Raw genomic sequence first — 12,976 nt, forward strand, 5'->3', positions numbered from 1 at the left:
ACGGCCGCGCCCGGCCCGTCGCTCGGCTCACGGCCCCCGGGCGAGGCGCGCCAGCAGCGCCGCGAGCTGGGCCTGCCGGTGCGTCCCGGTCTTGGCGAACACGGCCTTGACCTGCGTGCGCGCCGTGCTCACCGCGACGCCGAGGCCCTGGGCCGCCTCGGCGAGGTCGCGCCCGTCCGCGAGGGCGGCGACGAGGCGCGCCTCGGCCGCGGTGAGCCCGTAGGCCTGGCGCAGCAGGGCCTCTCCCGGCGCCGTCCCGTCGGCCGGGTCGATGAGGAGCAGGACGGCCCGCGCGCGCTGGAACACGTCGCCGGCGGCGCCCGGAAGGGGCACGCCATGCACCACCAGGGGCGGGCCGGAGCGCCGCCGCACGGCCACCGGGCCGGGCGGGCCGCGCTCCGGATCGGATCCGCCGCGCAGGACCTCGCCGATCAGCCGGCCCAGCGCCGCGTTGCTCGCCCCGTGCTGGGCGACGAGGACGTTCTGGACCAAGGCGAGGCCGTCGCCCGTCAGGGCGCGGGCGCGGGCGTTCATCCGCACCACGCCCCCGGCGCCGTCGAGCAGCACGCCGCCGCAGCGCAGGAGGTCGAACGCCGCGAGCCCGGCCTCGGCGCGGGCCTCCGCCAGACGCAGGGCGAGGCGCCCCGCGCGCTGGAGATGGGGGACGAGCCGGCCGATCCGCTCGATCTCGCGCCCGCCGTAGGCCTCGCGCGTGCCCCGGCGCTCCAGCGAGAGGAAGACGCTGTTCCGGCCCTCGGGAACGAGGCGGAACGCGGCGAAGGAGCGGTAGCCGACGCGGTTGACGAACTCGGCGTTGAAGGGGATGTGATCGAGCTCGCGCGGCGTGAAGAGGTGCTGCTCGGTCACGATCTGTGCGGGATCCCGCAGGACCGCGACGCCGCGCTGCAGGCGCGGGTTCCGGGAGAACCAGCCCTCGCGCACGCCCAGCGCGACCGCCTCGTCGAGGGTGGCGCTGCACCCCGGGGCCAGGGCGGAATCGGGCCCCGGCACCAGCAGCGCGCCGTCGGCCCCGAGCGTGCCGGCGCATTCGGCCAAGGCCTCGCGCCACTGCCCCGGTACCGCCGCCGCCTCGTAGATCCGGTCGATCAGCGCCCCGAACCCGGCCTCCCGCACCTCCATGACGCCCTGCGCTCCCCTGCCTGTCGCGGTCGCGCCGCGTCAGGGCGGGAGCGTACGTCACAGCGATCCGAATCAGCGTACCTCAGATGGGACATGAAAGATGCCAAGCTTTGTTATTGAACAGGTTCGAAGAAGACCTTCCGCCGCCAAACACCCCCGCGCGGCATGACTGGACACTGCCGCCGCGGCACCTTGATCGGGGCCGCCGGCGGCCCGAACCGGCCCCGACCGACGACGGGCCGACCAAGACGTCGACGTCCGCGCGGTTCGCGGCGAGACCCGAAGGGAACACCGTGACCGGAGCGATCCCAGCCCTCTCCCTCCTCGGCCTCTCGGTCGTCGTCCTCGCGAGCGGAGAGCGGACGGGGCCGGGCCCGCACGAGCGGCGCGAGCGCGCGGGCGGCCTCCTGCTCGTCGCCGGGCTCGCCCTGATCGGGTTCGGCCTGCCGCTGTTCCGCTAGAGCCGCGTCCCGAACGGTGGCCCCCCTCTCTCGCAACCGGATGCGGCGGACAGGCGAGCCGGGAGCGCCGCGCCGGGCCCGGGCCGCGCGCGGATCCGGGAGCCCGCGATCCAAGAGCCTGCGATCCGAGACCCTGCGATCCGAGACCCTGCGATCCGAGAGCCTGCGGGAGCCCCGATGAGCGTCAGCCTGACTGCCCCGGCCGCGCAGGTCCTCGCCTTCGCGCTCGGCTGCGCCCTGATCCATGCCGCGCGCCGGCATGCCGAGGCGCTCTCGATCCTGCTGATGGCCGTCGCGGCCATCGCCGGCCTGCTGCTCGTCCTCTCCGCCTCGGTGGAGACGGCACCCGCGCCGGACATGGCCCAGGATGCCTACACGGCCTTCGGCGGGGAGGGGCTGTAAGGCGCTCTGACGGGCACCCCGGACGGCCCGGTCGCGAAAAGGCCCGCCGCGACACGGGGTCGGGCGGGCCAGGATCTCGCGTCTTGGGAACCCCATGCGTAGCGGCCACGGTGCGGCGCCACATCCCCCAGATTAGGTAGACGCGTCGAAACGACTCACGATTGTATCCAGCGGCGCGGCCCGCTCAGGCGACCACCGGCTCCGGCGGCCGGGCCAGGGCGGCGTAGGCCGGCAGGTGGCGCTCGGCGCAGGCGGCCCAGCCATGGGCGCGGGCGACGGCGAGCCCGGCCGGGACGAGGCGGCCCCGGACGGTCGGATCGCACGCGGCCCGCATCGCCGCGGCGATCGCCTCGGTGTCCAGGGGATCGACGAAGAGGGCGTCGCCCGGCGCGAGATACTCGGTGAAGGGCGCGCCGTCGGCCACGATGGCGGGGGTGCCGCAGGCCATCGCCTCCAGCACGCAGAGGCCGAATCCCTCCTTCAGCGACGGGAAGACCAGGGCCGCGGCGATCCGGTAGAGCCCCGCCATCGCCGCCTGCGGCACCGGGCCGGTGCGCAGGACCGGCTCGCCCGGCCCGCAGCCGAGATCCGCGCGCGCCAGCGCCTCGCGGCAGGCGCCCTCGTAGGCGGCGTGGTCGAGCAGCGAGGCGCCGCCGACCACGAGGAGGCGCGCCTGCGGCCAGTCCCGCCGGATCCGCCCGAAGGCCGCGATGGTGCGCAGCGCGTTCTTGCGCGCCTCGAAGCCGCCGACGCAGAGGAAGACCGGCCCGGTCCCGAGGCCGTAGCGCGCGCGCAGGGCCGCGTCCTCCGGCGCGGGCTCCGGGGCGTAGGCCGCGAGATCGACGCCGTTGCCCACCACCGTCGCCGGGACGGCGTAGTCGCGGTCGAGCGCCCGCGCCCAGGTCCGGCTGACGCAGAGCACCTGCCGGGCGTCGAGGATCGCCCGGTCGTGCCACTGCGCCAGCAGCGGGTCGGCGAACTGATCGAGATGGTGGACGGTGCGCAGGAAGCCCGGGATCAGGCGGCGCCGGGTCAGGGTCGCGAGGGCGTTGCCGCCGATGCCGCACTGGGCGTGGAACACGTCGAAGTCGCAGGCGGCCGGCGTCGCGAAATGGCGCAGGTAATCGGCGATGCGGGCGCGCACCAGCTCCACCGTGCCGCCGGGCGCGGGCGCCGCCGCCACCGAGACCACCGGGCAGGCGGCCCGGCGGTAGAAGCCCGCGCCGCTCGGGTCGGGGGCGTGCACCACCGCGTCGTGGCCCCGCGCGCACAGGGCCTCGGCGAGGGCCAGCGCGTGCGCCACCCCGCCCCGCGGGTTGGTCGAATGGGCGAGGATCGCGATGCGCAGGCGGCGCTCGGTCATCTCAGGCCGGCCCGGATCCGATCTGGCCGCAGCCGATCAGCGGCTCGGCCTGGAAGTCCCAGACCACCGCCTCGGCCGCCTCATCCCCAGGCCCCTCCCGCACCCGGGCGACCCGGCTCGCGTCGAGGCCGCCGATCCGCGCGGCGGCGATCCCGCGCGCGGCGAACCGCGCCGCGATCTCCCCGGCCCGGCTCTCCGGCGCGGCGACGAGGTAGCCGTAGCTCGGGAAGGCGGAGAGCCACGGCTCCAGGGCGACGCCCTCGGGCCGGGGCACCGCGTCGAGGTCGATGGCGCCGCCGACGCGGGAGCATTCCATCAGCATCAGGGCGGTGCCGACGAGGCCCGCCATGCTGATGTCCTTGGCCGCGCGGGCGAGCCCGTCCTCGGCGAGTCCCGGCAGGATCGCGAGGTCGCCGCGCAGGCGCTCCGCGGGCGCCCCGGTCGCCGCGTCCCAGTAGGGGTGGGGCTCGCGGAAGCGCCCGCGCAGGTCGATCGCCGCGATCAGGGCGTCGCCCGGGGCCGCGTCGAAGCTGGTGAGCAGGCGCGGCCCGGCCCGGCCGAGGATCGCGACCGCGAGGTGCTCGCCCCCGGCGCGGGTGTTGGTGTGGCCGCCGACCACCGGCACCCCGAAGGTCTCGGCGCCCGCGCGCAGGCCCGCCAGCACCGGGTCCCCCGCCGGCCCACGGCTCCAGAGGGCGTCGACCACCGCGAGGGGGCGCCCGCCCATCGCCGCGATGTCGCTGACGTTGACCATCACGCCGCAGAAGCCCGCGAAATGGGGATCGTCGGCGACGAAGCCGTCGAGGAAGCCCTCGATGGCGAGCAGGAGGTGGCCGTCCCCGTCGGGGATCGCCGCGCAATCGTCGCCCGCCGGCACCGCGGCGTCGCGGGCGCCGAGGCCGAGGCGCGCGATCACCGCGTCGATGTCGCGCTTGTGGGCGAGCCCGCGGGCGTTGCGCAGGTCCTCGGCGATCCGGGCGATGCGGGGGAGCCCCATCAGGCCGCCCGCCGCAGGGTGACGAGGCCGCGCTCGGGATCCGGCATCGGCGGGTAATGGGCGAGGTCGGCCGCCATCAGGTGGTGCGGGCGCCCGTGCAGGGCGAGGCGCCCGAGGCTGTCCCAGCGCAGCGCCTCGAACAGGGGCACGTTGGCTTCCTGGACATGGGCGAGGAAGCGGGTGCAGCCGCGCGCACGGGCCGTGGAGACCGCGACCCGGATCAGCCCGGCGCCGAGGGCGCCCACCCGGCGGAACTCCCGCGCCACCGCGAGGCGCGAGCCCCACCACTCGCCGGGCCGCTCCGCCGCGTGGATCCGCACGGTGCCGACCACCGCGTCCGGGTCGCCGGCGAGGGTCGAGAGCGCGCAGATCGGCAGGGCCACGGCATCCACCGCGTCGCCGTCGTCGCCCGCGAAGAGGGCCTGCTCGGCACAGAAGACCTGGCGGCGCAGAGCCGCGCAGGCCCGCCGCTCCCAGGGGGCGCTCGCGACCTTCACCCGGAACAGGCTCGGCCGGTAGGGGGCGACGGGGTCGAACATCGGGGGGCCGCCTCTCCGCCCGTAACCTCTCCGCCCGCGGCCTCTCCGCGCGCGGCGATCTCGTAGGTGGAGAGGGCCGAGCAGGCGCCGCAGCGCCCGCATCCGGCCTTGATCCGGTCCGCCCCGAGCCCGCCCCGCGCGATGATCCGGGCGAGGGGCCCGAGCAGCGCGTGCATGAACGCGGCGTCCGGCGCCGGGTGGCTCTCCAGCGGCGTGCCGGAGATCGGCACGAAGGGCACCACGAAGGGGTAGACGCCGAGGCCGACGAGGCGCTCGGCCACGCCCAGGATGGCCTCGGGCGCGTCGCCGAGCCCCGCCAGGATGTAGGTCGAGACCTGCCCGCGCCCGAAGACCGGGACGGCCGCCGCGAAGGCGTCGTAGTAGCGCTCCAGCGGCACGCTCGCCTTGCCGGGCATGATCGCGGCGCGGATCTCGGGCGTGACGGCCTCGAGATGCATGCCGAGGGTGTCGATGCCCGACGCCCTCATCCGCTCGAACCAGCGGTCGTCGTCGGGGGGCTCGCACTGGGCCTGGATCGGCAGGTCGACGGCCGCCTTCACCGCGAAGGCGCTCTCGCACAGGATCGCGGCGCCCCGGTCGGTGGCGTTCGGCGTGCCCGTCGTCATCACCATGTGGCGCACGCCGTCGAGCAGCACCGCGGCGCGGGCGACCTCGGCGAGCTGCTCCGGGCTCTTGCGGGCGACGGTCCGCCCGGCCGCGAGCGACTGGCCGATGGCGCAGAACCGGCACGTCCGGGTCCGGCTCTGGTAGCGGATGCAGGTCTGCAGCACCGTGGTGGCCAGCACGTCGCGCCCGTGCAGCGCGGCGATCTTGGAATAGGGCACCCCGTCGAAGGTGGTGAGCGCGTAGAAGCGGGGCTTGCCCGGGAAGGTGGCGCGCCCGACCACGACGCCCGCGTGCTCGATCTCGGCGACGCCGTCCGGGTCGGGCGCGCGCACCAGGAAGGGCGAGTCGAAGGCCGCCTCGGTGTGGACCGGCACCATCACGGTGCGGCCCGCGATGGTGATCGCCTTGTGGTCGGAGGGGCCCGCGCCGCCGCGGCGGCTGGCGACCCCGGCCCGGGTGTCGGCGAGGCGGACGCCGTGCGATTGCAGGGCGTTGATCAGCCGCTCCGTCGGCATGCCGGCCGCGGGCGGGCGGGGGGCGGAGAGGTCGGATCGGGAGGCTGTCGCGCTCATGGTCGGGGCTCCAGGCCGCAGGTCCGCGCGTCGCCCGGTGCCGCGGCGGCCTCGGTCTCGGCGGGGAGCCCGTCGGGGGCGGGATCGAGGCTGCGCCGGACGGGCAGCGCCGGGCGGTTGTCGTGGCGGAGGCTGAGCAGCTCGGGCCTCGCGTAATGGCCGACCGAATCCATCATGCGCTTGCGCTTGGTCACCAGCGCCAGGTCCATGTCGGCGACGAGGATGCCCTCGCCGGCGGTGAGCGGCGGGGCGAGGTGGCGCCCCTCGGGGCTGACGATCGCCGTGCAGCAGCCGCCCCGGCAGGCGCCGCGCAGGCGCTCGTCCGGGCAGAGGGCCTCCACCTGCGCCTCGCTGAGCCAGCCGGTGGCGTTGACCACGAAGCTCGCCGCCTCCAGGGCATGGTGGCGGATCGTCACCTCCATCTGGTCGGCGAAGATCTGGCCCACCAGCGAGCCCGGGAACTGGGCCGCGTGGATCTCCTCGTGGGCCGCCATCAGGGCGTAGCGGGCGAGCGGGTTGTAATGCTCCCAGCAGGCGAGCGCCCCGACGCGGCCCACCGCGGTCTCGACCACGGCGAGGCCGGCCCCGTCGCCCTGCCCCCAGATCATGCGCTCGTGGTAGGTCGGGGTGATCTTGCGGCGCTTGAGCCTCAGGGCGCCGTCCGCGTCGAAGATCAGCTGCGCATTGTAGAGCGAGCCGTGGTCGCGCTCGTTGACGCCGAGCACCACCACCGCGCCGTGGCGGCGGGCCGCCGCCGACACCGCCGCGGTGACGGGCCCGGGCACGGCCACCGCGTGCTCGTAGAGGCGCAGGTGCTCCGGCCCCTGGAGGGCCGGCGGCTGGATGAAGGAGAAGTAGGGGTAGTAGGGCACGAAGGTCTCGGGGAAGACCACGAAGCGCGCGCCCTTGCCCGCCGCCTCGTCGAGGGCGTTCAGCACGCGCGCCAGCGTGTTCTCCGGCCGCTCGAGATCGGGCGCGATCTGGACCGCCGCCGCCCGCACCACGCGTGCCTCTGACATCCTGCGACCTCCGGGGGCGGGAACGGGGAGGGGGCGGCCGGTTGCGCCGGCCGCCGCCCGGGACGGGCTCAGAGCGTCCAGGTGTCGAGGATCACCGCGTTGTCGCGCTTGTGCAGCAGCACGAGGTCGAGCACGTCGGTCGGGGCGATCGGGCGGATGCCCTCGATCAGCGAGGGCTCGCCGTGGCCGTAGAGGGCCTGCAGGGCGAAGCGGCAGGCGTAGACCTTGCCGCCCTCGCTGAGGAACTTGGCGATCTGGTTGTTGAAGTTCTGGTGGCCCGGGAAGGCCTCGTCGCCGAGCGTCGGGAAGCCGCGCTGGACGCCGAGCGTCACGCCGGGGCCGTAGAGCAGCACCGAGGTGTCGAAGCCCTTGCGCTGGAGCCGGGTCGCCTGGAGCAGGTTCACGAACCCGATCGAGCCCTCGAAGGCGACCGTATGGAAGGTGACGAGCGCCTTCTGGCCGGGCTCGGCCTTGACGTCCTCGAAGACCTTCTCCTCGTAATCGACGAAGTAATCGCCCTTCTTGTGATGGTCCTTGCTCACCGCGGGCATCGCGTGCCTCCCTGCTCGTGATCGGGTCGCAGACCCGAGACGTCTGTCGAATGGCTGTCCGCCGGCCGGCCGCCCGGTGGTGGGGGAGGTTTGGCAAAGCGCATGCCAGCGACGGCGCCCGCACCGGTCCAGGCAATATCGCGCCCCTGAATGCGATCAATCCTGCATGCATTCGGCGCCACGTTGCTGTCCGGACGGTGCGGACGTCGCGGTCAGATCGTGCGCAACGACTGCCCGCTACTGCGGCAAGATCCGCCCGTGACGAAGCAATAGTTGAATGGATTGATCGGATCGATCCGGCCCGGCGCGGGCCGATCGCGCGCCGGGCGGATCCGGATCGCGTCGGAAATCCATGCAATCCCCGCCTGATCGGATCGGCCTGCGGGCCGGGGGAGCCGGCGCGCGGGCGCGCCCTATCTTCAGGGGCCCGCCCCTTGCCCGAGACACCGTGATCCGGCTCGTCACCTACAACATCCGCCACGCCCGCGGCCGCGACGGCGCGGTCTCGCCCGAGCGCATCGCGGCGGTGCTCGCCGCCTGCCGTCCGGACGTGGCGGCGCTGCAGGAGGTCGATTCCGGCCGCTCGCGCACGGGCGGGCAGGACCAGGCGGCCCTGATCGCCGGGCGGCTCGGGATGGCGCACCATTTCCACCCGGCCCTCGAGGTCGAGGGCGGGCGCTACGGCGACGCGATCCTCACGCGCGGACCGTCGCGTCTGGTGCGGGCGGGGCCGCTGCCGGGCCATCCGCGCCGGCTCGGCCTGGAGCCGCGCGGGGCGCTCTGGGTCGAGGTCGCGCTCGGGGCGACGCGCCTGCAGGTGCTCAACACCCATCTGGGCCTGTCGGGCGGCGAGCGCGTGGCGCAGGCCGAGGCCCTGCTCGGGCCGGACTGGCTCGGCGCTCCCGGCTGCCGCGATCCGGTCGTGCTGATGGGCGACCTCAACGCCACGCCGTGGTCGCGCGCCTACCGGCGGCTCGCCGCGCGCCTCGCCGACCTGCGCCGCGCGCCCGGAAACGCGGGGCGGGGCGCCACCTTCCCGGCCCGCGCGCCGCTGCTGCGCCTCGACCACATCCTGGTGGGCGCGGGGATCGCCGGGCGGATCGCCGTGGTGCGCACGCCGCTCGCGCGCATCGCCTCGGACCACCTGCCGCTCCTGGCCGAGATCGTGCTCGCGCGGCCCGAAGCCGCGCGGGTCCGGCAGGCGGCGACCGACGACGCGTGAGCCCGAGGCCGGCGGCGGCGCGTTGTCGGACCGGGGGACCTCAAACCCGCAGGGCTTCCAGACCCGCAGGGCTTCCAGGCCCCGGGGCTTCCCGAGAGGACGACGACATGACCAAGCTCTTCATCGCCCGCCTGGACGGACCCGACCGGCCCCTGGTGACGGTTCGGGCCGCCGCCGAGGGCGAGGCGCGGCTGTTCCTGGAGGCCGCCTACCCGGAGGACGCGATCGCCGAGATCGCCGAGCCCGGCGAATGGGTCAGCGACGCGGATACGGGCGCCAAGGCCGGCGACGTGCGCGAGCATCCGGGCGTCGCCTGGCAGGCGCCGTCGAGCCACGCGGGCTGATCCCCGGTGCTGCCCGAGGACGTGCGGGCGCTGGCGCGGCTCCTGCCCGAGGTGGTCGAGGGCGCCCACCAGGGCCACCCGGATTTCCGCGTTGGCGGCCGGATCTTCGCCACGCTCTGGACCGAGGAGGAGCGGGTGGTGGTGCGCCTCACGCCCGATCTCCAGGCGGAGTTGGCGGAGGCCGATCCCGACGTCTTCGCGCCGGTGCCGGGGGGCTGGGGCGCGCGCGGCTGGACCAGCCTCGAGCTCGCCTATGCCGAGGAGGAGGCCCTGCGCGCCGCCCTGCTGGCCGCCTGGCGGACCGTCGCCCCGCCGGCCCTGGTCGCGGCCTACGCGCCGCACGCGCTGCCCTAGCGCGCAGGGCCCCGTCGCCGCCCATGCGCGGCACGCGCGCGGGCAGCGCGTGCGGCGTGTAGGCGGCGCCGGCTTGGCCGTGCAGGATGGCCGTCCCGTCGCTTCCCCGAGATGCGCCCGTGATCGATCCCGACGCAACGCTGGCCGACGTGATGGCGGCCATGCTGGACTTCGCCGAGGAGGCCGGGGCGCTGGCGCTCGCCCTGCGCGCGGCGGGCCTCGGCATCTCCCACAAGGGCGGCGATCTGGGCCAGGCGCTCACCGAGGCGGATCTCGCGATCAGCCGGATGCTGCATGCCCGCTTCGGGCCCCGCCTCGTGGAGGAGGAGACCGCCGGGGCGCTCGGCCGTGCGGGCGCGGCGGCGCTGCTGGCCGAGCCCGGCTGGAGCTTCGTCGGCGACCCGATCGACGGCACCAAGCCCTACGCGGGCGGGCTCGCGGGCTGGGGCACGATGGTCGCGGCCTGCCGGGACGGCGCGCCGGAGGCCAGCGTCTGCCTGCTGCCGGCCTGGGGCGAGAGCCACGCGGATCCGGGCGCCGCACTGCCCCCGGAGGCGCAGGCCGGCCTGATGCTCGCGGCCTTCGCGGGCCGGGCCTGGTGGGCGCCGACGCGGGGCGGGCGGCGCACCGCCGCCCTGCGCCCCCTGGCACCGTCCGAGGGGCGCAGCTTCCATGTCGGCTGGCTCTGCAACGCGGCCAAGCGCTTCACCCTGGATTACGAGCGCGGCTTCTTCCCCTGGTGCGAGAGCGGCGCCATCGCCGACACCGCGCTGCTGGCCACCGGCCGGCTCGACGCCACGGTGACGAACCACATGCTGTGGGACCTCGCCCCGGCGCTGCCGCTGTTCCGCGCCCTCGGGTTCGATCTGTATCGCTGGCCCGACCTCGCTCCGGCCCCGCGGGCGATCGTCGCGCTGTTCGACGACGCCCTCTCCGCCCACGACGACCTCTGGCTCGTCTGCCGCAGCCATGCCCAGGCGGCCGACCTCGCCGCGGCGATCGTGCGCGCCGACGGGCGGGGCTGACCTGAGACCGGAGCGCGACGAGCCCGGCTCATCGCGGTCGGCCCGCGCGACGGCGCTGCGGCGGGCGTCCGCCGGACCGCGCTGACCTCGACCACGGGTCGCGGTCGGCGAGACTGGGCATCACGGGCCGAGCTTCTCCCGCGCCGCGCGGGCGAGCAGGCGGGGGCGGCGCCAGGGGCGCCACGCGTCGGCCGGCCCGTCCGGGTCGCCGAGATGCCACGCCTCGATCAGCCGGGCGAGGGGGCCGCGGGGCGAGGCGACCAGGGGACGGAGCCGGTGCGGCGCGACGAGGTCCGGGTCGTCGAGGGCGGCGCGCAGGCTGCCCCGGGCGGCGACCGCCCGCGCGAAGACCTCGGGCGGGCAGCCCGCATGATGGGCGACGAGCCGGTCGCGCGCCCGGGCGATCCCGGCGCGCAGACCCGCGTGCCCGGGGCCCCCCTCCGCCTCGACGGCGAGATCGCACTCGGTGTCGTAGCCGAAGGAGCGGTTGTTGAGGTTGGTCGAGCCGACCCGCAGCAGCCGGTCGTCGAAGACCGCGACCTTGGAATGGACCAGGATCGGCTGCCCGCCCTCGGTGTGGGGCGCCAGGATGCGCAGGCGTCCGTGGGGATCCTGCGCCCGCAGCCGGGCGATCAGGCCGCGGCGTGCGGAATCCATGGTGAGCCGGTCGAAGCCGTTGGGGCTGCAGGCGGCCATCACCACGACGATTTCCGGCCCGTCGGGCTCGGCGAGGCGGGCGGCGAGCGCCCGGGCGATGAGCGGCGCGGTGAAGTACTGGTTCTCCAGGTAGATCGCCCGCCGCGCCCCCGCGATCGCCCGGAGGTAGAGCGCCTCGGTCTCGCGCGCGGCCCCGGGCAGCGTGCGCGCGACGGCCGTCGGCGCCGCGGTGAAATCGGGGGCGACCGGCTCGGGCCAGGGATCGTGCGCGGCGTCGCCCGCATCCGTCTCGGGCAGCGCCTCGCCGGTGGCGGCCTGCCAGCGGGCGCGGGCCACCGCGGCGAGCCCGCGCGCCGCCGCCCCGTCCACCAGCATCATCACGTCGTGGCGCGGCGGGTAGGCCTCGCCGGTGGGCAGGCGGCGGCGGGCGTCGCGGTCGCGGTGGGCGGGGGTGTCCCAGCGGTTGGCCTCGAAGTCGCAGCCGCCGCAGAAGGCGACGCGGTCGTCGATCACCAGGATCTTCTGATGCTGGCAGGCGCCGAACGGGAGGGTGGCGTCGGTGCGGTAGTCGATGCCGGGGCCGAGCTGCGCCCGGATCGCCGCCGGCTTCAGGGCATCGGGCCCGGAGATCGGACGCGGCATGTCCCAGATCAGCAGCCGGATGGCGAGGTCGGGCCGCGCGGCCTTGAGGCGGCGCAGCAGCGCGGCCATCGTCTCGCCGTCCGGGCTGCCCGGGCGGAAGCGCATGCGCGGGTCGAAGCTCCAGCCGATCAGCAGGATCGAGCGCCGCGCCGCCGCGAGCGCCGCATGGGCGGCGGCGAAATAGGCCGCCCCGTCGTGCAGCAGGGCGACGCGCGGCGCCGTCTCCCGCCGCCAGCAGGTCTCGCCGGGCCGGAGGGCCGAGCCGCCGGACGGACGGGCGGCGCCGGGGGCGGCGGTTCGGGCGGGATCGCGGAGGCGCGCCTCGGGAGCGGGGACTTCGGGAGCGCGGTCTTCGGGCGCGCGGGTTTCGGGGTCGAGGCTCATGCGCTCCGTGTCCTGAGCTTGGCCCGCACCCGCTGCCGGGTCAGGGCCACGAGGGCGACCGTCGCGGCGAGGCCGAGGCCGAGGGAGAGCCAGTGGACCGGCCCCTCCTGCCCCGCCGCCCGCCCGATCGCCCCGAGATAGATGCACACCACCGTGCCGGGCAGCATGCCCAGCCCCGTCGAGACCAGGAAGGCGGGGACGCTCACGTCGGTGAGGCCGAGGGCGTAGTTCTGGGCGTTGAAGGGCACGAAGGGGCTGAGCCGCATCAGCACGAGCAGCCGCCAGTCACCCTCACCCACCGCCTCGGCGGTGGCCTTCCAGGCGGGGCGCCGGTCGATGATCCGGCGCACGCGGGCCTGCAGCACGCTGCGGGCGGCGAGGAACGCCAGGAGCGAGCCCGCCGTCGCGGCGGCGAGCACGATCGGCAGCGCCCACCAGCCGAAGGCGAGGGCGCCCGCGATGGTCAGCGGCGTGCAGGGGATCACCAAGAGCGTGGCGGCCAGGAAGATCGCCCCGAAAGCGAGGGGGCCGTAGACCCCGAGCCCGGCGGCCCAGGCCCCGAAATCGCGCAGCCACGCGCCGACCGGCAGGAGCATCCAGACCCCGACGGTCGCCGCGACGGCTGCCGCCACCAGCACGATGTCCCGCAACCCCGCCCGACGCACGCCGTCCCGTTC

Annotated in this window: 14 protein-coding genes and 1 pseudogene; 6 read left to right on the forward strand and 9 right to left on the reverse strand. The window is 75.9% G+C overall.

The features are described from left to right. Window positions 1-27 precede the first annotated feature (27 nt). Window positions 28-1,140, reverse strand: coding sequence for a helix-turn-helix transcriptional regulator (locus ACS5RC_RS13905; protein ID WP_478344466.1), 1,113 nt, complete (start codon window positions 1,138-1,140; stop codon window positions 28-30). A 293-nt stretch (window positions 1,141-1,433) separates the two neighbouring features. On the opposite strand from ACS5RC_RS13905, the gene ACS5RC_RS13910 reads away from it, so the two are divergent. Then, on the forward strand, window positions 1,434-1,601 hold the full coding sequence (locus tag ACS5RC_RS13910) for a hypothetical protein (protein ID WP_478344467.1): 168 nt from the start codon (window positions 1,434-1,436) through the stop codon (window positions 1,599-1,601). A 177-nt stretch (window positions 1,602-1,778) separates the two neighbouring features. Continuing rightward, a complete protein-coding gene (locus tag ACS5RC_RS13915; protein WP_478344468.1) occupies window positions 1,779-2,003 on the forward strand; it encodes a hypothetical protein in 225 nt (74 codons plus the stop codon). A gap of 184 nt (window positions 2,004-2,187) precedes the next feature. Here the strand turns inward: ACS5RC_RS13915 and ACS5RC_RS13920 are convergent, their stop codons facing one another. The 6 genes and pseudogenes from ACS5RC_RS13920 to ACS5RC_RS13945 all read right to left on the reverse strand — a co-directional run bounded on the left by ACS5RC_RS13920 (window position 2,188) and on the right by ACS5RC_RS13945 (window position 7,671). Next, a complete protein-coding gene (locus ACS5RC_RS13920; protein WP_478344469.1) occupies window positions 2,188-3,366 on the reverse strand; it encodes an MSMEG_0565 family glycosyltransferase in 1,179 nt (392 codons plus the stop codon). Between the two features lies 1 nt (window position 3,367). Continuing rightward, the gene (locus tag ACS5RC_RS13925; RefSeq protein ID WP_478344470.1) at window positions 3,368-4,363 is read right to left on the reverse strand and encodes a sll0787 family AIR synthase-like protein; all 996 of its coding nucleotides are present in this window, start codon (window positions 4,361-4,363) and stop codon (window positions 3,368-3,370) included. Continuing rightward, on the reverse strand, window positions 4,363-4,902 hold the full coding sequence (locus ACS5RC_RS13930; protein ID WP_478344471.1) for an MSMEG_0567/Sll0786 family nitrogen starvation N-acetyltransferase: 540 nt from the start codon (window positions 4,900-4,902) through the stop codon (window positions 4,363-4,365). The genes ACS5RC_RS13925 and ACS5RC_RS13930 overlap by 1 nt, the downstream gene beginning before the upstream one ends. A 59-nt stretch (window positions 4,903-4,961) precedes the next feature. Beyond that, window positions 4,962-6,044: pseudogene (locus tag ACS5RC_RS13935) on the reverse strand (MSMEG_0568 family radical SAM protein); the annotation flags it as partial. 53 nt (window positions 6,045-6,097) lie between these two features. Further along, window positions 6,098-7,120 carry a Nit6803 family nitrilase gene (locus tag ACS5RC_RS13940; RefSeq protein ID WP_478344472.1) on the reverse strand — a complete coding sequence of 341 codons (1,023 nt, stop codon included), beginning with the start codon at window positions 7,118-7,120 and terminating at the stop codon, window positions 6,098-6,100. 68 nt (window positions 7,121-7,188) lie between these two features. Then, the gene (locus tag ACS5RC_RS13945) at window positions 7,189-7,671 is read right to left on the reverse strand and encodes an MSMEG_0572/Sll0783 family nitrogen starvation response protein (RefSeq protein ID WP_478344473.1); all 483 of its coding nucleotides are present in this window, start codon (window positions 7,669-7,671) and stop codon (window positions 7,189-7,191) included. A 448-nt stretch (window positions 7,672-8,119) separates the two neighbouring features. Here ACS5RC_RS13945 and ACS5RC_RS13950 point away from each other — a divergent pair, with 448 nt between their 5' ends. The 4 genes from ACS5RC_RS13950 to ACS5RC_RS13965 all read left to right on the forward strand — a co-directional run bounded on the left by ACS5RC_RS13950 (window position 8,120) and on the right by ACS5RC_RS13965 (window position 10,616). Further along, entirely contained in the window at window positions 8,120-8,893 is a 774-nt protein-coding gene (locus tag ACS5RC_RS13950) for an endonuclease/exonuclease/phosphatase family protein (protein WP_478344474.1), read from the forward strand. A gap of 107 nt (window positions 8,894-9,000) precedes the next feature. Next, the gene (locus ACS5RC_RS13955; RefSeq protein WP_478344475.1) at window positions 9,001-9,237 is read left to right on the forward strand and encodes a hypothetical protein; all 237 of its coding nucleotides are present in this window, start codon (window positions 9,001-9,003) and stop codon (window positions 9,235-9,237) included. A gap of 6 nt (window positions 9,238-9,243) precedes the next feature. Continuing rightward, entirely contained in the window at window positions 9,244-9,591 is a 348-nt protein-coding gene (locus ACS5RC_RS13960; protein ID WP_478344476.1) for an MmcQ/YjbR family DNA-binding protein, read from the forward strand. A 119-nt stretch (window positions 9,592-9,710) separates the two neighbouring features. Further along, window positions 9,711-10,616, forward strand: coding sequence for an inositol monophosphatase family protein (locus ACS5RC_RS13965; protein ID WP_478344477.1), 906 nt, complete (start codon window positions 9,711-9,713; stop codon window positions 10,614-10,616). A gap of 120 nt (window positions 10,617-10,736) precedes the next feature. On the opposite strand, the gene ACS5RC_RS13970 is transcribed toward ACS5RC_RS13965, so the two are convergent. Together ACS5RC_RS13970 and ACS5RC_RS13975 are read right to left on the reverse strand one after the other, a co-directional pair. Further along, window positions 10,737-12,299: a phospholipase D-like domain-containing protein gene (locus ACS5RC_RS13970; RefSeq protein WP_478344478.1), complete on the reverse strand. Its 1,563-nt coding sequence runs from the start codon at window positions 12,297-12,299 to the stop codon at window positions 10,737-10,739. Then, the gene (locus ACS5RC_RS13975; RefSeq protein WP_478344479.1) at window positions 12,296-12,964 is read right to left on the reverse strand and encodes a TVP38/TMEM64 family protein; all 669 of its coding nucleotides are present in this window, start codon (window positions 12,962-12,964) and stop codon (window positions 12,296-12,298) included. The genes ACS5RC_RS13970 and ACS5RC_RS13975 overlap by 4 nt, the downstream gene beginning before the upstream one ends. Window positions 12,965-12,976: the final 12 nt, after the last annotated feature.

It is taken from the genome of Methylobacterium sp. HJ2 (genome assembly GCF_056431005.1).